Source organism: Dyadobacter flavalbus, from assembly GCF_006149045.1.
GTDB classification, from domain to species: Bacteria; Bacteroidota; Bacteroidia; order Cytophagales; family Spirosomataceae; genus Dyadobacter; species Dyadobacter flavalbus.
Genome location: NZ_VBSN01000010.1, coordinates 72,089 through 92,902, shown reverse-complemented (window position 1 = coordinate 92,902; position 20,814 = coordinate 72,089). Strand labels below are relative to the sequence as shown.

22 protein-coding genes are annotated in these 20,814 nt (G+C 45.0%); 11 read left to right on the top strand and 11 right to left on the bottom strand.

The genetic code is table 11. The annotated features are described in order from the left end of the window. Positions 1–26: 26 nt before the first annotated feature. Positions 27–620, bottom strand: coding sequence for a riboflavin synthase (locus tag FEM33_RS01250; RefSeq protein ID WP_139010303.1), 594 nt, complete (start codon positions 618–620; stop codon positions 27–29). 184 nt (positions 621–804) lie between these two features. Here FEM33_RS01250 and hisB point away from each other — a divergent pair, with 184 nt between their 5' ends. From hisB to FEM33_RS01230, 4 genes are all read left to right on the top strand, one after another. Beyond that, positions 805–1,929 carry a bifunctional histidinol-phosphatase/imidazoleglycerol-phosphate dehydratase HisB gene (gene hisB / locus FEM33_RS01245; protein WP_139010302.1) on the top strand — a complete coding sequence of 375 codons (1,125 nt, stop codon included), beginning with the start codon at positions 805–807 and terminating at the stop codon, positions 1,927–1,929. A gap of 335 nt (positions 1,930–2,264) precedes the next feature. Further along, entirely contained in the window at positions 2,265–2,624 is a 360-nt protein-coding gene (locus FEM33_RS01240) for a hypothetical protein (protein WP_139010301.1), read from the top strand. Positions 2,625–2,727: 103 nt separating this feature from the next. After that, complete coding sequence (can, locus tag FEM33_RS01235) at positions 2,728–3,375, top strand: carbonate dehydratase (protein WP_139010300.1); 648 nt, start codon at positions 2,728–2,730, stop codon at positions 3,373–3,375. A gap of 50 nt (positions 3,376–3,425) precedes the next feature. Beyond that, a complete protein-coding gene (locus FEM33_RS01230; protein ID WP_139010299.1) occupies positions 3,426–5,003 on the top strand; it encodes a SulP family inorganic anion transporter in 1,578 nt (525 codons plus the stop codon). Positions 5,004–5,130: 127 nt separating this feature from the next. Here FEM33_RS01230 and FEM33_RS01225 read toward each other — a convergent pair whose 3' ends face one another. From FEM33_RS01225 to FEM33_RS01190, 8 genes are all read right to left on the bottom strand, one after another. Then, positions 5,131–5,586, bottom strand: coding sequence for a hypothetical protein (locus FEM33_RS01225; protein WP_201747679.1), 456 nt, complete (start codon positions 5,584–5,586; stop codon positions 5,131–5,133). 18 nt (positions 5,587–5,604) lie between these two features. Continuing rightward, entirely contained in the window at positions 5,605–6,045 is a 441-nt protein-coding gene (locus tag FEM33_RS01220; RefSeq protein ID WP_139010298.1) for a hypothetical protein, read from the bottom strand. Positions 6,046–6,099: 54 nt separating this feature from the next. Then, entirely contained in the window at positions 6,100–6,642 is a 543-nt protein-coding gene (locus FEM33_RS01215) for an RNA polymerase sigma factor (protein ID WP_139010297.1), read from the bottom strand. Between the two features lie 204 nt (positions 6,643–6,846). After that, positions 6,847–7,800, bottom strand: coding sequence for a transketolase family protein (locus FEM33_RS01210; RefSeq protein WP_139010296.1), 954 nt, complete (start codon positions 7,798–7,800; stop codon positions 6,847–6,849). Between the two features lie 56 nt (positions 7,801–7,856). Continuing rightward, the gene (locus FEM33_RS01205; RefSeq protein WP_201747678.1) at positions 7,857–8,714 is read right to left on the bottom strand and encodes a transketolase; all 858 of its coding nucleotides are present in this window, start codon (positions 8,712–8,714) and stop codon (positions 7,857–7,859) included. A 90-nt stretch (positions 8,715–8,804) separates the two neighbouring features. Beyond that, positions 8,805–9,260: a thioredoxin-dependent thiol peroxidase gene (gene bcp / locus FEM33_RS01200; protein WP_139010294.1), complete on the bottom strand. Its 456-nt coding sequence runs from the start codon at positions 9,258–9,260 to the stop codon at positions 8,805–8,807. A 5-nt stretch (positions 9,261–9,265) separates the two neighbouring features. Then, on the bottom strand, positions 9,266–11,224 hold the full coding sequence (locus FEM33_RS01195) for a M23 family metallopeptidase (protein ID WP_139010293.1): 1,959 nt from the start codon (positions 11,222–11,224) through the stop codon (positions 9,266–9,268). A 54-nt stretch (positions 11,225–11,278) separates the two neighbouring features. Continuing rightward, on the bottom strand, positions 11,279–11,890 hold the full coding sequence (locus FEM33_RS01190; protein ID WP_139010292.1) for a fumarylacetoacetate hydrolase family protein: 612 nt from the start codon (positions 11,888–11,890) through the stop codon (positions 11,279–11,281). A gap of 286 nt (positions 11,891–12,176) precedes the next feature. Here FEM33_RS01190 and FEM33_RS01185 point away from each other — a divergent pair, with 286 nt between their 5' ends. The 3 genes from FEM33_RS01185 (at position 12,177) to FEM33_RS01175 (ending at position 15,782) form a co-directional block, all read left to right on the top strand. Then, complete coding sequence (locus tag FEM33_RS01185; protein ID WP_139010291.1) at positions 12,177–12,797, top strand: C40 family peptidase; 621 nt, start codon at positions 12,177–12,179, stop codon at positions 12,795–12,797. A 112-nt stretch (positions 12,798–12,909) separates the two neighbouring features. Continuing rightward, a complete protein-coding gene (locus FEM33_RS01180) occupies positions 12,910–14,133 on the top strand; it encodes a hypothetical protein (protein ID WP_201747677.1) in 1,224 nt (407 codons plus the stop codon). Continuing rightward, positions 14,130–15,782, top strand: a complete 1,653-nt coding sequence (locus tag FEM33_RS01175) for a DUF8832 domain-containing protein (RefSeq protein ID WP_139010290.1) — start codon at positions 14,130–14,132, stop codon at positions 15,780–15,782. Before FEM33_RS01180 ends, FEM33_RS01175 begins: the two co-directional genes overlap by 4 nt. Positions 15,783–15,790: 8 nt before the next feature. Here the strand turns inward: FEM33_RS01175 and FEM33_RS01170 are convergent, their stop codons facing one another. Next, complete coding sequence (locus FEM33_RS01170; RefSeq protein WP_139010289.1) at positions 15,791–16,447, bottom strand: HAD family hydrolase; 657 nt, start codon at positions 16,445–16,447, stop codon at positions 15,791–15,793. A gap of 362 nt (positions 16,448–16,809) precedes the next feature. Here FEM33_RS01170 and FEM33_RS01165 point away from each other — a divergent pair, with 362 nt between their 5' ends. The 4 genes from FEM33_RS01165 (at position 16,810) to FEM33_RS01150 (ending at position 19,567) form a co-directional block, all read left to right on the top strand. Next, a complete protein-coding gene (locus FEM33_RS01165) occupies positions 16,810–17,226 on the top strand; it encodes a hypothetical protein (RefSeq protein ID WP_229214021.1) in 417 nt (138 codons plus the stop codon). 12 nt (positions 17,227–17,238) lie between these two features. Next, on the top strand, positions 17,239–17,712 hold the full coding sequence (locus FEM33_RS01160) for a hypothetical protein (protein WP_139010288.1): 474 nt from the start codon (positions 17,239–17,241) through the stop codon (positions 17,710–17,712). Positions 17,713–17,894: 182 nt separating this feature from the next. Then, a complete protein-coding gene (ispF, locus tag FEM33_RS01155) occupies positions 17,895–18,395 on the top strand; it encodes a 2-C-methyl-D-erythritol 2,4-cyclodiphosphate synthase (RefSeq protein ID WP_139010287.1) in 501 nt (166 codons plus the stop codon). 38 nt (positions 18,396–18,433) lie between these two features. Further along, the gene (locus tag FEM33_RS01150; RefSeq protein ID WP_139010286.1) at positions 18,434–19,567 is read left to right on the top strand and encodes an amidohydrolase family protein; all 1,134 of its coding nucleotides are present in this window, start codon (positions 18,434–18,436) and stop codon (positions 19,565–19,567) included. A gap of 1 nt (position 19,568) precedes the next feature. Here FEM33_RS01150 and FEM33_RS01145 read toward each other — a convergent pair whose 3' ends face one another. Then, positions 19,569–20,678 (bottom strand): tetratricopeptide repeat protein, encoded by a 1,110-nt coding sequence (locus FEM33_RS01145; protein ID WP_229214020.1) that lies wholly within the window; start codon positions 20,676–20,678, stop codon positions 19,569–19,571. Positions 20,679–20,814 lie beyond the last annotated feature (136 nt).

Sequence of the window (20,814 nt, the reverse complement as noted above, 5' to 3'; positions counted from 1 at the left end):
ACGTAATATTCCGAGTTGCAAATATACTAGGCCGTATATGCGCCAAGAATTCTTTTTATATACTTGCCCAGAATATCAAATTCAAGGTTGACGGTATCGCCTTTTCTGAGCGAATGAAAATTCGTAAATGAATAGGTATAGGGAATAATCGCTACCCGGAACGAATTCTGTTCTGAATTGAAAACGGTAAGACTGACGCCATTGATACAGATTGAACCTTTTTCAACCGTAATATTTCCTGTGGAAGGATCGTATTCAAAATCAAAAAGCCAGCTTCCGCCCCTTTCTTCAACGGCAATGCAGGTGGCGGTCTGGTCTACATGTCCCTGAACGATATGGCCGTCAAACCTTCCGTTGGCCGGCATGCAGCGTTCCAGATTTACCTTGCTGCTTTCGGTCAGAGAGCCCAGATTGGTTTTCAGCAATGTTTCTTCAATGGCTGTAACCTGGTAAGTATCGCCTTCAACGGCAGTTACCGTAAGACAAACGCCATTATGGCTGATGCTCTGATCAATTTTAAATTCCTTTGCAATCGGCGATTGAAAGGTGAAAGTACGGTTTGTACCCTGTATTTCTATTTTTACAACTTCCGCTGTGGATTCTACAATTCCTGTAAACATTTTCGTACTGATGTTTTTAAACTGCAAAGTTACGATTTCCCGGCAACTCTTTCAGCAGTAAAGAACGTGCCGGCTTATACTAATACTTCTTTATAACTTTTCAATTCCACTTAGTTTGCGAACTTTGCACAAGAAAGAAATGCCTGCGTATTTCCTGTAACATGTATTCAATATAAAACCATTGATGAAAAAAGTCTTGTTTATTGATCGTGACGGAACGATCATTGTCGAACCTCCTACCGATTTTCAGGTTGATTCTCTGGAAAAACTGGAATTTTTACCAAAAGCCATTTCCAGTCTCCGCCGCATTGCAGAAGAAACAGATTATGAACTTGTCATGGTGACCAATCAGGACGGGCTTGGAACGGATTCATTTCCGGAACCTGATTTCTGGCCTGCCCATAATAAAATGCTTCAAACGCTGGCGGGTGAAAATATTCACTTTGTTGCAGTACATATAGACAGAAGTTTTCCTGAAGACAATCTTCCAACGCGCAAGCCGGGAACCGGATTGCTTACGGCCTACTTTTCCGAGGAATATGACCTTGCAAACAGTTATGTCATCGGTGACCGGCTTACAGACGTACAGCTTGCCGTCAATCTGGGAGCAAAAGCCATTTTGTTTGGTTCTGACGTGCAGGACAAACAAATCTCTGGTGAAATGAATGCCGCAATCAGCTATGTTTCAAATGACTGGGACGCGATTTATGAACACCTGAAACTGCCTTCGAGAAAAGCTTCAGTAGAAAGAAACACCAAGGAAACGCAGATAAAAGTAGAGCTGAATCTGGACGGCAGCGGCAGATCGGACATTCATACCGGGCTTGGATTTTTTGACCATATGCTGGATCAGCTTGCAAGACATTCCGGCGCGGACCTTGCGATACATGTGGAGGGCGATCTGCATATCGACGAACATCATACGATTGAGGATACTGCTCTGGCTTTGGGCGAAGCGTACCGCCAGGCAATCGGCGATAAAAGAGGCATCAGCCGCTACGGTTTTCTGCTGCCTATGGACGAAGCGCTTGCTCAGGTTGCCATTGACTTTTCCGGGCGTCCATGGATCGTTTGGGATGCAGAATTCAAAAGAGAGAAAATCGGGGAAATGCCGACCGAAATGTTTTTTCATTTTTTCAAATCCTTTTCCGATACTTCACTATCCAACCTCAACATCAAGGTAGAAGGCCAGAATGAGCATCACAAAATAGAATCTGTATTCAAGGCATTTGCAAAAGCAATCAAAATGGCCGTTCGCCGGGATTTGAAAGCGCTGGATTTTATGCCTTCCACAAAAGGAGTCCTTTAATTTTTTTTGGCAGCAAGTCTGATGTTTGGCTTTTTTGCCTATTTTTGTCCATATCAAGTCAGATTTATAACAAGTGTATCATGGAAATGACAATCATAATGATCATTTTTTATGTAGTTCTGCTGGGTTCGGCTTTCATTGTCGGACGATGGCTGGAAAATCATGAAAAAGGATGGAAAATTAAATAAGGGTTGTTTTTACGACCCTTTTTTGTGCATTCGATACAAACTTGCTTTTAGTACCTTTACAATACGGGAGTACTTTATACATTTTGCAAAGGCCCGAACGTTTTTTAGTCCTGCTGCTGTTCCGGAATCGTTTTAATATTTCATATTTTGCTAAGAACGCTTTGTCTCATATTGCTCACGGCCTTTCTGATCTGTAAAGCTACAGATATAGCCAGCTTTTTGCTGGTGAAGGAAAAGGTGCTTGTGGCCTGTGTCTCCACCGGCACGTGCAATGACGAAAATTCTGGCAATAGTGATGAAAAAGGTACCTGTGACGACACAGGCACCTGCGATAATGAAAAAACAGAAATTGAAAAAACGCTTGACGACCAGCTTTTGATTTCACATACTGTGCATTTTGATAAATGCAGCTTGTCAATTCCGCTAAAATCTTCTTTTTCCTATACGGTCAATTCAGGGAGTGAAATTTATCGTAACATCCTTTCCCCTCCTCCCGAGTCAGTCTGATTTCTTTCCGGTATTTCAGTAATATGCTGTCTGACAGATGAAACCTGGTTTCGTCTGAACCGGCTGTATATTAATTTATTCCATTCTTACAATTCAGGAAATCATGATTCATTCGTATAAATCACTTTTTGATAACAATAAAAAATGGGTTGCCAATACTACAAACGCAAACCCTGACTTCTTCAATAATCTGGCAAAAGGACAAAGCCCCGAGTATTTATGGATTGGCTGCTCCGACAGCCGTGTTCCGGCCAATGAAATTACCGGTACCATGCCGGGCGATATTTTCGTTCACCGCAACATTGCCAACATGGTCATTCATACGGATATGAGCATGCTGAGCGTACTCGATTATTCCGTAAATGTACTGGGCGTAAAACACATCATCGTGTGCGGTCATTACGGATGCGGCGGCGTGATTGCAGCCATGGGCAACAAACAGGTCGGACTGATCGATAACTGGCTTCGTCATATCAAGGATGTGTACAGGCTTCACAAGCAGGAGCTTAATGCCATTGAGGATACAGGAAAGAGAAGCGAGCGGTTTGTGGAGCTGAACGTGATCGAACAAGTACGTGATCTTGCCAAAACTTCCATTGTGCAGAATGCATGGGCAAATGGAAAACCGTTGCAGGTGCACGGACTTGTTTACGACATTAAAAACGGCATTCTGAAAGATCTTGATGTGTCGGCGGGTGACTGCAACGACATGGAAGATGTTTACCGGTTTGAAATGCCGGATTATGTCTGAGAAAAGCTGCGTCATTAATATTCAGTTACTTACTCTTTAGAATCAACCGTATGTCAGTGGATAAGAATAACTTTTTTTCCAACCTTAAGTATGATTTTCCCTCAGGGTTGGTCGTATATCTGGTTGCATTGCCGCTTTGCCTTGGTGTGGCGCTCGCTTCCACCGGAAGGCCGGATCTGCTTTTTTCGGGGATCATTGCAGGAATGATCGGCGGTATTGTGGTCGGCTCTCTCAGCGGCTCTGCGCTTGGCGTGTCTGGGCCGGCAGCCGGTCTGGTGGTCATTGTGCTCAACGCACTGGATACGCTGGGTAGTTTCGAAGCATTTCTGCTGGCTGTCGTGGTTGCAGGCGTTTTACAGGTAATTGCGGGTCTGATGAAAGCCGGGATTATCGGTTATTATTTTCCTTCTTCCATCATCAAAGGCATGCTTGCAGCAATTGGAATAACACTTATCTTAAAGGAAATTCCGCATGCTTTCGGGTATGATGCCGATTTTATGGGCGATGAAGCATTTGACCAGAAAGACGGCCAGAATACATTTACCGAGTTATTCAACGCAGTCAGATACAGCAGTACGGGCGCCATCATTATCTCAGCAGTTTCACTGGGTTTACTGATCCTTTTTGATAAACCTTTCATGAAAAGAATCCAGTTGTTCCGGTTTGTTCCCGGCGCATTGTTTGTCGTTATAACCGGAATTTTCCTGAATATACTTTTCGCAAACCTGATGCCGGGTTGGGCGCTATCGGGTGACCATATGGTACAGTTGCCGGTTGCTTCCAGCGCTAGCGAGTTTTTCAGCTTCTTCAAATCACCCGATTTTTCTGCCCTAAATAATGTCGATGTTTATACCATTGGTTTGACGCTCGCCATTGTAGCCAGTCTGGAAACGCTCTTGTGTGTAGAAGCAACGGACAAGCTGGACCCTTACAAGCGGAGTACGCCAACGAACCGGGAGCTGATTGCACAGGGAATCGGGAATATTACTTCCGGCCTGATTGGCGGGCTGCCTGTTACGCAGGTTATTGTCCGGAGCTCGGCCAACATTGATTCCGGCGGAAGGACCAAAATGAGTACGATCATTCACGGTTCCATTTTGCTTTTGTCGGCGTTGTTTATTCCTGCCTATCTGAACTACATTCCGCTTGCATCTCTGGCCGCCGTTTTATTGATGGTCGGTTACAAACTTTCCAAGCTTTCTTTGTATCAGGGCATGTATAAACTGGGCAAAGAACAGTTTATGCCGTTTATTGTCACCATTATTGCCATACTGAGCACGGATTTGCTCAAAGGAATTGGTATAGGAATGGTCGTGGCGATCTATTTTATTTTAAGAAAAAATTACAAGCATTCTTACCATTATATTAAGGAAAATCACCGCGACGGAGATGTAATTACACTTATTTTGTCGGAAGAAGTTACATTCCTCAACAAAGGAAGTATCAGTGCTACACTCGACAATCTGCCCGACGGTTCTACGGTTATTATTGACGGAAGCAAATCGCTGAACATTGATTATGACGTACTTGAAATTATCCAGGATTTCAAAAAACATTCAGCGCCATTACGGAATATTTCTGTAAAAACCATTGGCATTGATGAAGTCGCAGTTATCGGCGGACATTGATATTTTGTGATTATTTTAATCCAAAACAAAACAGGTCAGGAAAAATCCTGACCTGTTTTGTTTTAAGAATCTGTATTTATTCAAGCGCTGCGGATATAACCGGAACAAGCCCGAGCAGCCGGCTACTTTATCTTTGTTTCAGCCGCTGGATCAGCATATCGTTGAAAGTACGCTCGGCTTTATATAATTCGATTACCTGACTGGCAGAAATTACTTTAAGAAAACGGCCCTGATATTCTTTTTCAAGGTCGAGTTCCTTTTGCCGCAGATCCTGTACTTCTTTCAGATTGTTCATAACCTGATTATCCGTTTTTACCAAAGCCTTTTTGTTGTTGATAATCATTCGTTGCTCGCGGTGAATTTCCCTTCTCTTCTGCGAATACTCGTTATAGATCGGCCAGAACCCGGTCGATTGCTCAGGCGTCAGGTTCAGGCGATTCGTAATAATGGCAACTTTGGCATCCTGAATTCTTTTTATTTCATCCTCGGAACGGCCCTGCGCCCGAACCGATGTAACTGAACATAATGCAATGAACAGGAATGCAAAGATTTTATAGTGGTTTGAAAATAATTTTAAGTTCATCGTCTTTTATTGTTAGGGTCAGATCGTCTCAGCACCTGAAACCGGTTCATCAATTTGCTGGCGCAGCACATCCTCATCCAGGCCGTCCAGATAAAAAAGAACTGTTGAATCCGTGTCAAACGCTTTTTGAACAACTTTATGCTCGCTTAAATCGTAATAACTGATATTCTGGTCTTCCAGATAAGAAATGATCGAAGCATTGCTAACGCCGCTTAGCGGTTCCTGCCCGAGCGAGCCCTGGCGTTCCGGAACAGTAACCCATACCAAAGCCAGAATAAATGCCATTGCCGAAGCCAGGCCGAGCGATCTTTGCCACGACCAGCCCATGACCGGCCTGCGTACCGGTTCCGCCGGAATTCTCGACTGAATCATCTGCGGCAGCTTATCAAAATAGCCATCGGGGACGTTAAAGGGCGTTTCCCTTTTTATATCATCCAGCCGTATTCGCTTTTTGTCCATGATTATCTGTGTTTCTCTACTTGTAAATGTTTGACCAAAGCAATTGAAAATGGTTTAATCCGTTTCATTCAAAAAGTCTTCTATTTTTTTCGTCGCCCAATGGTACGAAGCTTTCAATGCGCCTACGGAAGTTCCTGTAATTTCAGAGATTTCTTCATAGGGCAGTTCTTCAAAGTATTTCAGGTTGAAAACAAGCCTTTGCTTTTCGGGTAATTTCAGCAACGCCTTCTGCAGTTTCAGCTGTACGGCATCTCCGCTCACCAATGGATCGGCTTCCAGCTTTTCACTCAGTTCATTTTCAATGTCATAGATTGGAATAAAAAACCTTTTTCTCTTTTTGTTCAGAAAGTTGATTGCTTCATTGCTTGCAATACGGTACAGCCAGGTATATAGTTTCGAATCGCCGCGAAAATTTTCAAGTGCCGTCCAGGCTTTTATAAATACATCCTGCGTAATGTCATTGGCATCGTCGTGGTCAACAACCATTTTACGGATCAGCCAATACACCTTTTGCTGATACTTGCGCACCAGCTGGTTGAAAGCGTTTCTGCGCGTTTCCGGATTTTCAAAAAGAGCTAATAATTCTTCGTCAGACATTTAATCAGTACTAACCTGTTGACCAATTTCAGGTAAACCTTTCGGGTTCATGATGTAACAAATCCCGAATCAACGCTAGTCAATAATAGTTTATTTTTCAATACACGGCAAATAAAATCCGAGTCTTGCAAAAGCAAACGATGTTTTACTTTTACAAGACCCGGCCATTTTTATTCGCTGTCAAAGCAACAGCAACTTGGTTTTTTACTTTCTTTCAATAGCGCGTTTAGCAGCTGCAACAATATCTTTTGCCGTCAAACCGTATTTTTCCATCAGCTGCGTTGGCGTTCCGCTTTCTCCGAAGCTGTCGTTTACGGCCACATATTCCTGCGGAACAAGCTTGTTCTTAACCAGAACCTGCGCAATGCTGTCGCCAAGACCGCCGATTCTGTTGTGTTCTTCTGCCGTAACCACACATCCTGTTTTCTCCACCGATTTCAGAACAGCTTCTTCGTCCAATGGTTTGATCGTATGAATGTTAATGATTTCAGCGTTGATTCCTTCCGCTTCCAGCTGCTCACCAGCCTGAATTGCTTCCCAGACCATATGGCCCGTTGCAAAAATACTGACGTCCGTTCCTTCATTGACCATCCATGCCTTGCCAATTTCAAATTTCTGGTCCGCAGCCGTAAAAACCGGAATAACCGGACGTCCGAAACGCAGATAAACCGGGCCTTCATGGTCAGCAATGGCAATGGTTGCCGCTTTGGTCTGGTTGTAATCGCAAGGATTGATCACTGTCATGCCCGGCAGCATTTTCATCATGCCAAGATCTTCCAGAATCTGGTGCGTTGCGCCGTCTTCACCCAACGTAAGCCCTGCATGCGACGCGCAGATTTTTACATTTTTATTGGAATAGGCAACGCTCTGACGGATCTGGTCATAAACGCGTCCTGTTGCAAAGTTGGCAAAAGTAGTGGCAAAAGGAATTTTGCCGCCGATGGTCAGACCGGCTGAAACCCCGATCATATTCGCCTCCGAAATACCGCATTGGATAAAACGATCCGGGTTTTCCTTGATAAAAGGTTCCAGTTTTAAAGAGCCAACCAAATCAGCACAAAGTGCCACCACGTTCGGGTTTTGCTTTCCGAGCTCATGCATCCCGGCACCAAAGCCGGAACGGGTATCTTTCTTCTCAGTGAAGGTGTATTTTTTCATTATATCTGATATTTTTATAAAACCGGATCAAGTATCAAACTGATGGTTTTGTATTTTCAATAATCACCCAAAGTTTCTTCCAGCTGGCCCAATGCTGCGGCAAGTTGCTCGTCGTTCGGTGCAACGCCGTGCCATTTGTGGCTGCCCATCATGAAATCAACACCGAAGCCCATGCCGGTATGAAGCAAAACAAGAATCGGCCTTCCGTGTCCCAGACGGCTTTTAGCTTCGTAAAGACCTTTCAGTATAGCCGCCATGTCGTTGCCTTCTTCAATGGAAATTACTTCCCATCCGAAAGCTTCGTATTTCTTGCCCAGATCGCGGTTGTTCATTACTTTAACCGTCGGACCGTCAATTTGCTGGCCGTTCAGGTCAATGAACGCAATCAGATTATCCACTTCGTGATGCGGGGCAAACGATGCCGCTTCCCAAACCTGGCCTTCCTGCTGTTCGCCGTCACCCATCAGCACATAGATGATGCCTTTGTCCTTGTTCAGTTTTTTGGCCATGGCAGCGCCCAGTGCAACCGACAAACCTTGTCCGAGCGAACCGGAAGCAATGCGGATTCCTTCCAGATGCTCATGCGTGGTCGGATGTCCTTGCAGACGTGAATCCAGCTTGCGGAAAGTTGCCAGTTCCTCAACAGGAAAATAACCGCGGCGTGCCAAAGTACTGTACCAAACCGGCGAAATATGTCCGTTCGACAGAAAGAAAAGGTCTTCACCCGTTCCGTTCATATCAAATACTGGTTTGCCGTCCTGCTCATTGAGCATCATGCGCTCGAAGTACAATGCCACCAATAAGTCGGTGCAGCCCAATGAACCTCCGGGATGTCCCGACTGGCAGCTGTGTACCATACGAACAATATCCCTGCGGACTTGCGAAGCTACTTTTTCTAGTTGTTCAATTTCCATTTTTATCTGTTTCTGTTGGAATGTCTTTTACTTGTTATTTCCAGGGTACAAAGGTCCTTAAATTAAGTATCTAAAATTGACCGTTTATTATTAAGTATTGCCAAGAATTTGATCCGTATGGTTTTTGGTATCCACTTTCTGGATAATTTCTTCAATCATACCGTTTTCGTCAATTACAAATGTAGTGCGCGCTGTTCCCATGTAGGTCCGGCCGTACATGCTTTTTTCAACCCACACGCCGTATGATTCCACAATTGCATGATCCGTATCGGCAAGCAAAGGAAACGGAAGACTGAATTTATTGATGAATTTGACATGTGATTTTTCATTATCAACGCTTACACCCAGCACTTTATAACCCTGGCTTAACAATTTGTCGTAATTGTCGCGCAGATTACAGGCCTGTGCCGTGCAGCCGGGCGTGTCGTCCTTCGGATAAAAGTACAGAATCACTTTTTCTCCTTTGAAATCCGAAAGTTTTACTTCCTTTCCATCCTGGTCCCTGGCTGAAAACGCAGGTGCCGGATCACCGACTTGAAGTTCCATACTAATTATCTTTTACGTTTTCTGACCTTTTTATGAACAACAACCGGCTCGGTCAGTTCTGTTCGCAAGATAGTACTATTTCCCGCCCTATCTGTTACTTCCAGCATTAGTTCTCCTTCAAAAGGCCGGTTTTCGTCCAGCTTTTCAGACCATATATACCCTTTTTTGGCATCAAAATTCATCAGTACCCATTCGCCGTTGACCAATGCCTTGTAAAAATCAATTCCCGATAACGGGTCCCATATATAACCTCTGATTCTTTTTTTGCTGTTTTCAATAAGACGGACTTTTGGTGGAACGGTATCCGCCTGAATAACAAATGTTCCGAGTTCGCGCGTATCAAATCGGATTTCGTTTTCCGTCCATACGCCGCCTGCAAAACGATATTCACCATTTACATACCTGTAAACACGCGTACGCGCTTTGTCATCGGGAACATTTTCCGGTGTGAACGAAACAGTGACAAAATCTTTGAGTGCAACGCCGCGGTTATTGATCGTAAGCGCATTGAAATTGCGTTGCCCGACCAGAAACAAGGTATCAAAAAGGCTGGTGTTCTGAAAACCTACAGACCATTTTTCACCCTGATAGGTAAATGCAGTTTCGGGATAAATCTGACTTCTCAGATAAGTTTTTACAACGGTATTGCAGATTTTCACAGAATCCGGCCGGTACAGCCGCAGGTCATTCAGAAAAACCGCGGATTCGCCGGCATAAAAATCAGGCTGCTTTTTGATTTCTTTTCCTCCGGCAAAAAAAGTGGCAAACGGGATTGAACTTCTGTAATATTTCGCCTTCACAGCCAGCGTATTTTCCTGAACGTCTGTTTGTACCCATTCCGGATTCACTTCCATGTCGTACGTTGGCAGCGGCGGATTCTGCGGTTCGCCTTTGATGTTGAAAATCAGTTCGGAAGAATTTTCATACGAATCCGTTATTCTGATCCGGACTTCATGGCTCAGTGTGTCCGTAATGTTGAGCTTGCCTTTGAATGATCCTGTTTTGTAAAGATTGAAATTGTTGCCGTCCGGAACGTAGCATTTCAGAAAACGCTGACCGGTTTTCTGTTCCGTTTCATAATCAATCAGATTGTTGTAATCGCGCGTCGAGGCATTGGGGAAAATCTCCATGTTGTAGGAAAATACCTCGTTCCCGTCCATTTTGATTTCTATGCATTGCAGGCCGTAACGAAATCCGGTTCCGGTCATCTGGTCATGTGCAACAAGATCCATGCCGATTATGCCCGTGGCCGTAACCGGATCAGGCAGCCGGTAAGTGCCGTCTTTCAGCTTCACCGGCGCAAACACTTTGCGGTCAAACTGCCCGTTCACACGCCCGTTGATATCCAGTGGCCGGATCGCCAGATTTACAAACTTCGGTGGCGTAACGTCCTTTATTTCATTAAAACCGAAATATAAAGGATTCAGGTAATTATCTTTCGAATCACGGATTTCAAAATGCAGGTGCGGACCCGCAGAGCCGCCGGTATTGCCGGAAAGCGCAATGACTTCTCCTTTTTTAAACTGGAACTTCCCGGGCTCGGGAAAAAGATCTATTTCGAACGTCTGCTTTTTATACTGTTCCTCGCGCACATAACGCGCAAGCGGATCGCTGAATTTCAGCAAATGGCCGTATACCGTAGTTTGTCCGTTGGGATGGCGCAGAAAAATGACATTGCCGTACCCGCTTCTCTGAATGGCTACTTTGTAAACATAGCCTTCTGCAGCGGCATGTACCGGCAATCCTTCGCGCTGCTCCGTTCTGATATCCAGACCGGCATGAAAATGATTGCTTCTCAAATCGCCCAGACCGCCGGCAAGCGTATTGGCCAGGCCGGGACGTATCGGAAACTGATAATAACCTTTTGGATAAGACTGCTTTTGTGCAAATGAATGATGGTAAATATGAAGCAGGACCGCCACGAAAAAACCGGTTCGGACCAGCGCACGAAAATAGTATTGCATGAAAAAAACGGTAATAATGAACGGCCCGGCAGCTGTCGGATGATTAAGAACGATTTATCTGACAAATAATTCCAGCATTTTTTTACCTTCAATGGAAGCCGTGAGCTTATCCCCTATCTGCACGGACGACACGCCTTTCGGAGTTCCGGTGAAAATCAGATCGCCTTTTTTCAGCATAAAAAATTTGGATACAAAAGAAATAAGGTAATTGATCCGGTAAAGCATCATGGAAGAATTACCGCTCTGCCGCGTTTCGCCGTTTACATCCAGACTGAAATTGATGTTCTGAATATCCTCATAATCCGAAACCGGAACGAAATCCGAAACCGGCGCCGATCCGTTAAACGCTTTTGCCAGTTCCCACGGCAAGCCTTTGCTTTTCAGTTCCGACTGCAGGTCGCGTGCGGTAAAATCAATGCCGATGCCGATTTCATCGTAATATTTATGCGCAAATCTTTCTTCTATGTTTTTCCCAACGCGGTTGATTTTTACAACCAGCTCCACTTCATGATGAATATCTTTGGAAAAATCAGGGTAAAAAAACGGTTCTCCCAAACGGATCTGGGCTGTTTCCGGTTTCAGGAATATAACTGGCGCATCCGGTTTCTCATTATTCAATTCAGCGATATGCTCTGTATAATTACGGCCAACACAAATGATTTTCATGGATTGCAGATAAAATTTTCAGTGGGACAAACTCGAACGGATTAATCCTGCCAGGCAGTTTTCATCCAGGACAAAACTACTTACAAAGCAGTCAGTCACATAATATTTGCCGTATTTTTTCGCCCTTTGCTGCCTGCGGTTTATGTCCCATGAAGTTGATTTATCTTTCCGCGCCGGTTCTTTTCCGCAAACAATTCTTACTAATTTTAGGTAAAGTATCGTTATTGTGCAGAGATAAGGCCATAGCCGCAACATGATCTTTACAGAATAAATATCAAGCTTACGCATGAAGAAGCAATTTCCTTTTTACCTGTTTAAAACTTTTTGTACGCTTGCCCTGGCCATTCTTGTTTTTTCCTGTGACACGCTCCGCAAAACGCCGGCAAGACCTGCTGCTTCCAGGTACGGAAAACCGCGTTCGAGCGTTGCCCGGAGACCGCCCGCAAGAACGCCCGTCAGAAAACCTTCAGCTACGGCAAGGCAAACTTACAAACCGAGAACCAGTTTGTCCTCCGGTGATATTCCGCAGGTTGTGAAAGTGGCCCGGACTTACTCCGGAACGCCTTACCGCTCCGGCGGAAATGACAAAAACGGAATCGACTGTTCGGGGCTTATCTGTTCTGTATACTCTGAAATCGGCGTAAAAGTCCCCCGAATTTCATGGCAGCAATCGGAATTCGGAAAGGAAATAAGCAGACTGGAAGACCTGCGCGCCGGCGACTGGGTATTTTTTGTTCCGGAATCGGGCAAGGAAGGCTATGTTTCCCATGCCGGGATCGTGACGGATGTACGCAACAGGCAGGAAATCATCTTCATTCACGCTTCTACTTCAAAAGGTGTGCGTGAAGACAATCTTTTTTCCAACTATTTCAAAGGACGGTTTGTCAAGGCCATGCGCCCGTTCTGAAAACCGGCCATTAAATAAATTTATGGATTCAAGCAGGAATTTATTAGATTGTAAATCATGATTTTAAACGGGATAAATTTAAATTTCCTGTCTCAACTTCTCCCACGTTCCTATGAGTGAATTCACGATCAGCCCTCCGCCCGTTGAAGGAAAACGCATTGTTTCTCTGCAGGGCAGCCCTTCTGTTCCTGTTTACATTTACGCAACTGTTTTTGCTTCGTTCTGTGTCATTACAGGACTCATATGGGATATTTGCTGGCACATCAGCATTGGCCGTGACGGATTGCTGTCTCCTCCGCATCTGGTTATTTATCTCGGAGCCGTTGTTGCCGGTCTTTTTTCCGGCTTTGAAATCCTGCGAAGGACATTCCGGGGAAGTGTTCAGGAAAAATCCGCCAGCGTAAAAATCTGGGGATTCTTTTACAGCTCGCTTGGTTCGCTGTTCTGCGTTTGGGGCGCCTTGTCCATGCTGGCATCCGCACCTTTCGACGACTGGTGGCACAACACGTACGGACTGGACGTAACCATTCTTTCGCCACCGCATACGGTACTGGTTCTCGGAATTATCGGAATCCAGTTTGGGGCGATGATCTGCGTGATTGCTACCAAAAACCAGTTTAAAGCCTTTAAGCTTGCCAGTTTTGAACTCAGAAAAGTACTCGACAAAAAGCTGTTCCGGCTTTTTGCCCTCTCTGCCGGATTCCTGCTTACCATCTGGTTTACGCTGCTTTCCGAAGAGCTGGGCCGAATGCAGACGCATTCGTCCAGTTATTACATTTTTGCTTCCGCCGCTTTTCCAATCCTGTTAATGGCAGCGGGCCGAGCCGTCAGTCACAAATGGACCATAACTGCCGTTGCAGGCGTCTATACCTTTCTGATGCTCGCCACTTTCTGGATTATACCGCTTTTTCCCGCCGAGCCCAAGCTCGGGCCTATTCTGAATCATTTTGATCATTATCAGGGCTATCAGTTTCCATTGCTCCTGATCATTCCGGCGATTGTGCTTGATATGCTCCGTAACCGCTATGCATACTACAACGACTGGAAACTTGCACTCATTCTTGCTACTGCTTTTCTGCTTGTTTTTTTGGCAGTACAATGGTTTTTCGGCGCATTCCTGATGGAATCGCCTTATGCAAGAAACTGGTTTTTCGGTAGTCATTACTGGTATTTCGGCAACAATCCAGAATGGGAATACCGTTACAAGTATGCTCCGTGGAATCTGGAAAGCACGCCCGATTTTTTGAAAGGTATCGGCATTGCATTCCTTGCAGCACTGATCTCAACGCGTATCGGTTTGGCATGGGGCAACTGGATGCATAAAATTCAACGATGAAAAATATTCTCTTTTTTATTCTGCTGCTTATTGGCGCCAGTGCCAAAGCGCATATCGGAAGTTCCGGCGTTCAGATGCAGGGACAAGCCGGGCCCTACACAATCCTTGCAAGCATTCAGCCGCCTGACGTTATTCCCGGAACTGCCCGTCTAACCGTTTTTGTAAGCAACGGAAATGCAGATAAAATCCTGGCGAGGCCCATTTACTTTTATTCAGGCGACAAAGGCGCTCCTTCGCCGGATGAACTTACGCAGGTTCCCGGACAAACCGGTCAGTTTCAGGGTTCGATATGGTTAATGGAATCGGGTTCTTCAAGCGCACAGATCCAGATTGAAGGCGATAAGGGAAAAGGTGAAATCATTATCCCGATTATAGCCGTTTCCACTGCGCAGCGGGATATGCCCAAACAACTTGGCATCGGGCTCAGCATTTTAGGCGTTCTGCTGTTTCTGCTAATGATCACAACAATCGGCGCCAGTGTAAGCGACGGGATATTAAGGCCCGGAGAAGTGCTTACTGCCGCACAAAAACGTAAAAAATGGATGAATATGGGCATTGCAACGGTTGTATGCGCCCTGATCCTGTACGGCGGAAGCAGCTGGTGGGATAACTGGGCAGCCGATTACAAGCAATGGCTTTACAAACCGCTTCAAGGCAATACCAAAATCCTCGGTTCAGAGAACAATCCGGTTTTTCAGCTTGAAATTGATACTACTGGCTGGACGGCACAATCCAAAGGCAGCATGCTGAGTACATTGATTCCGGATCACGGCAAACTGATGCATACATTTCTGGTCCGGATTCCGGGCATGGACGCCTTTGCGCACATCCACCCGGAGCGAAAAGATACACTTCGCTTTGAAGCCGCACTTCCGGATTTGCCCGCCGGAAAATACCTTGTTTATTCCGATATCGTTCAGTATTCCGGGTTTGCCGAGACGATTGTAGATACGTTGGTCATACCCGCTCAGATCCAGAGCAAAACGCAGCCGGCAACCGTTGCGCAGGAAGATACCTATACGTTAACCGATCCGCTGGATTCGCCCGGAAGGATTCCGTACGATGCCAATGTGGTCATTTGCGGCAAGCCCGGAACCAAAACCGTTTTCAAAGACAGTTCGTATGCCGTTTGGGAAGGGAAACCCGACAAACCGCTGAAAGCCGGAATTCCTTACGAGCTTAATTTCGAAATTTTCAATCCCGACGGAAGTCCGTGCCTGCCCGAACCTTATCTTGGAATGACCGGTCACGTTGCCGTTTTCCGGTCCGACGGCTCGGTTTACATTCATCTGCATCCCGGCGGTTCCTTTTCAATGGCAGCCGGCCAGACATTCAAAAACCGCATTTCCGACACCGCCAACATTGCAAAAAGACCGTCGCCCGCTATGTTCCGCGACAGCGTTGACCGGCATCTTGCACGTTTGAAATCCATGTCCGTGCCGGAAAGAGAAGAATTTCTAATGACCGAAATGGGCATGTACGATACCGCAGGCACCGGAATGACGGGAATGGAACACAGCAACCGGATCACTTTTCCCTATTCATTTCCAAAGGGCGGCCGCTACCGCATTTTCCTACAGATAAAACGCAATGACAAAGTACTTACAGGCGCATTTGACGTCAGAGTAAACGATGCCGCTGCTTTATAAAAAGTGATTTATAACAATCCGGCCACTTTTTTGAACGTCATTTCATTGTAGTTTTCTACATACATGTTGCACGGAGGCAATTCTTCCTGCGTATGCGAGCTCAATACGCCCACTACGCGCATACCGGCATTCAGCGCGGCCGAAACACCGGAGTAAGAATCCTCGAATACGATGCAGTTTTCCGGATCAACATCCAGATTTTTCGCGGACTTCAGATAAATTTCAGGATCAGGCTTGTGCTTTTCCACATCTTCACTCGTAAGAACGGAACCCAGGTCTTTGCCGATCAGGACTTTGCTTACTATCAGCTCGAAATTGGCATACGGCGCAGAAGTCGCCACGCCGATTTTCACTCCGTTTTCCTTTAAGTCACGAATGAATTTTGTAATGCCTGCAATGGGTGAAATATGCGGACCGTACAGCTCACGAAACAGGCTTTCTTTTTCATTTTCCAGTTCAAGAAGTTCTTTTCCTTCCACTTTGCGATTAAGAAAATGGCTCAGAATGTAACTGTTGCTTTTGCCAAACATATGATCGGCAAAGTCCGCATCCGTCGGAGAAAGGTTCCGCTTTGAGAAAAATTCCCGGAAAGCCATGGAATGATACGGGTTCGTATGGCAGATTACGCCATCCATATCAAAAATAACTGCTATTTCTTTTTTCATTTTGTAAAATTAATCATTGAATATCTTTAATCCTGTAACCTTCATTTCGTTGCTGCAACTGCATAATCCGGTTTTCTGATCAAAACACCGGCATACGGCTTCCGGCATACGGGCTTCCGGAAAACAGAACATGAAAATCAATCCTGCAATAAACATAAAGAATTTCATTGATCTTGTCGAAATACTTTGTTCTTTTATAATTATAATCCCGGTTGATCTGCAAGTACTTAGTATGCAACAAGTAACTTGAATATTAATTACAGTATACTTGCCCACCATTTTATCCAGACAACTTTAATATTATTAAATTGCCGCGTATGAATGAACTGGAACAAATAAATCGGAATACAGGCCAATCTTTTATGAATAGTCCGGCCGGCAAACTGACTTCCCTGGAAATTTATGATAAATACGGCGCAATGGCTTACGGCATTATTCTGCAGATCATCCCGCAGCCTCATCTCGCGCAGGAAGTGCTGATCAGTGTATTTTCTTCGCCTCTGCTGCAAAGCTGCAACAGTTATCCGTTTACCTTTGCCGTATGCATTATCAAACTGGCGCGTGCAAAAGCTGTGGAAGCCAAAAGAAAACTTGCGGGCGCTTCATCCCCGGCTCTGGACATCCGCAGTGACGCAGCGGAAAATTCTCCGCAGCAGGTTTTTGATCTTGCTTTCCGTCAGGGATTTTCACCGGAAGAAGTGGCAGAAAAACTGAACATTTCCAAACCCGAGGTACTTCGCTCGTTACATGCATTCTTTAAATCAAACCGCGATGCTTAAACTGAACATACATTGAATACGCAGGATCTTATAAAAAGCGGGATTCTGGAATCTTATCTGCTCGGACTTGCAAGTCGGGAAGAACAGGAACTTGTACAGCAAAAAATGCTGGATGACCCCGAACTTGCTGCTTATGTAACCCATCTTGAAAATGACGTGCTGAGCTACTTTGATGCAAATGCGGTGTCTCCGCCGCAGGACGTACGCGAAATTGTGCATCTGAGAAGCAGAAAGGGCAATGCTCAAAAAAGAAAGCACGTTTTCAACCGCATTCCCAAAGAAGAAAATTATAACAAAGGCCCTTACCTGGAAGTTGAAGTAAGCGATACGTATATCAAAGTGCATAAATACTGGCGCCCGGCCTTTATAATCGTATTTATCCTTTCAAAAATATTCCTCATTGCAGGACTTTATTATTACTTTAAATCTTCCGGCCAGGAACAGGAAATCCTCAGACTGAAAACCCAGATTCAGCAGCAAAAGTAATTCCGGCGGTTACGATCTTACATTTTACCATTCACATTTCACTTTTCACAAAACTCTTTTACTTCAATTTGACTCCACAAGCTGCATTTTCATGCTGCATTACGGAATTATTATATTTGTCCGGAAGTATACTTTATCATAAAGAACTTTTATACTTGTTTTCGTACTCTTAAAAATCAAAGATGTTTCCCTTTCGTGTTGGACAAGGCTATGACGTGCATCAGTTGGAAGAAGGCAGGCCGTTCTGGCTGGGCGGTATTCTGATTCCGCATACACATGGCGCAAAAGGCCATTCAGACGCAGATGTCGTTTGTCATGTGATATGCGATGCGCTGCTGGGCGCTGCAAATCTACGTAACATCGGCTATCATTTTTCGGATAAAGACCCGCAATGGAAAGGGGTTGACAGCAAGATTCTGTTAGCAAAAGTGCTGGAAATGATCCGGGAAAAAGGCTACGAAGTCGGGAATATCGATGTGACCGTCATTCTTCAGAATCCCAAATTAAACCCGCACATTCCGGACATGAAGGCATGTCTGGCCAAGGTGACGAATATTCCTGAGAACGATATTTCCATCAAAGCAACGACTTCCGAACAGCTTGGATTTGTAGGAAGAGAAGAAGGCATCGCCGCTCAATGCGTAGCGCTGATTTACATTCCCAGTGCTTTTCAGGCAAGCTGAACTAATGCAAACATGAAATTTTACGCAAAATATATTTTATGAAAAGACTGTTACTCTTTCTGCTTTTTTCTTCCGGCATCGGTTTCACTGCGGACGCACAAAATGCTTCCGAGGTTACGCAGCCGCTCGGCTTTGAAGAATACGATCCGATTTCAACGCTGAAAGTAGAGGAACATATCTTGAAGCGTGCCAAATTTCCATTTATCGACGTCCATAATCATCAGACGCAAATGCCGACGCAAGACCTGAAAGCATTGTCGGCACAAATGGACAGCCTGAACATGGGCATCATGATCAACCTTAGCGGAAGAGGCTGGTCGCAGGAATGGAGCGAAGGAACAGCCACGCTCAAAGGATCGCTTGATAACATCGCCAGAAACGAACCCAAACGCATAGCTGTTTTTACCAATCTTCAGTTTAAAGGATTCGGTGAAAAAGACTGGACTTCAAAAGCGGTAAAGCAGCTGGAAGAAGATGTAAAAATGGGGGCAAAAGGACTTAAAATATACAAAAGCCTTGGTTTTAGCGGAATAAGAGATGATAAAGGAAACCGTGTTGCCGTAAGTGACGCAAGATTACAGCCCGTATGGCAGAAATGCGGCGAACTCGGCGTTCCGGTTCTGATCCATACGGCGGACGTACCGTCATTCTGGGACCCGATGGACCGCTATAACGAACGCTGGCTGGAACTGAAAACGCATCCCGGCAGGCGCAGGGACAAAAACGATCCCGTTCCTTTTGATTCGCTCATCGCCGAACAGCATCACATTTTCCGCAGTAATCCGAAAACGACTTTCATAAACGCGCACATGGGCTGGTATCCTAACAACCTGAAAAAACTGGACAGCCTGATGATTGCATTTCCGAACATGTACGTGGAAATCGGCGCGGTGATTGCTGAACTGGGAAGGCAGCCCAGAAGTGCAAAAAAGTTCTTTGAAAAATATCAGGACCGCGTTCTTTTTGGAAAGGACAGCTGGGTCCCGTCCGAATACTCAACGTATTTCCGCGTGCTGGAAACCGAAGACGAATATTTCCCCTATCACAAAAAGTACCATGCTTTCTGGCGCATGTACGGCATGGGACTTTCCGATGAAGTACTGAAAAAACTGTATTATAAAAATGCCTTGAAAATCATTCCCGGCCTGGACAAAAGCTTGTTTCCAAATTAAGCTACTTAAAAGACTTGGCTTCCTTGATCACCGCTCTATATTCAGCTTTTTCAAGGCATTTTTTATAGTAATCCTTAGCTTTCTGCCTGTTTCCGGCCCGTGCTGAAATGCGCGCCAGTCCAGCGTATGCCAGTGCGTGATATTCTTTGGTATACTGGTCGTCATGCGGGGTTTTCAGCGCAAGCAGATATTCATGCTGTGCAGCAGCATCGTTATTCTCACCTTTTTCTTCCAGGATTCCCTGAAATGTGCGCCATGCTGCCGGATAAAAACCCGTATTTATCTTCCTGAGAACAGCCAGATCCTTTGCCGCATTTTCATACTTCCCGGCAAGCAACAGCGATTCGGCATTTTTCATCCGGAATACAGGGTTATGAGGATACCAGTTCACAAGCTTTTCGGTATAAAAAGCAGCCTTTTCTGGTCTTGATTCATATTTCAGGTACAAATGCGCCAGGTAAAAACAGGATTCGGCACGTGTAATGGTGCCTACTTTGGTTGCATTGTCAATTTGTTTGAGCCCCAGTGCCTTGTTGCCTTTCTTGAAAAAAATCAGCAAAGGCTTCACAATCGGATGTTCTTCGGGATATACTTCAATGTAATAATTATACATGCCGGAAGTAAAGTAGAATTCCGGATTTTTGCTGATCAGTTTCATGCCTTCCGTAAAGGCGTTATAGGCTTTTTTGCCCTCGCCCGCCGCATTCACCATTTCGCCGCGGTAGTTATAAAGCATCGCCATATACCCGCGTGCGACCATCGTATAAAAAACTGCTTCCGGGTCCGTGCTGTTTTTTCCGAATTTTTTATTGATGGATTCCAGGCATAGTTCCAGTTTTTGAAAATATTCCTTCGATTTCACCGGATTATCCTTGATCGGCAGGTATTTCCAGAAAAGGATAAAGGAGTCCAGAATATGAGAAACCGGATGATTCGGGTACTTTTTTTCAATTTGATTCATATAAACCCCGGCCTCGTCAAACTCGTAATTATAGATTTTATCCAGAGTGTTCTGAACATTTTTCAAAGAAACCGGATCATTCAGCAGCTGGGCACGCGAAGGCAATGAAAAGGAAAGGAGAATTGTCAGTAAAAAAAGAAATCGAAGCATATTTTGCATGGCCTTTACTATAAACTCAAAATGGTTTGGTGGTATCCCGACTGAACACTAGCTTTGTTTATAACCCTGATTTGTTTCAACGGGTTTCTGCGGCCTGTTTTATTTTAACCATTTTCGGGCCGATAAA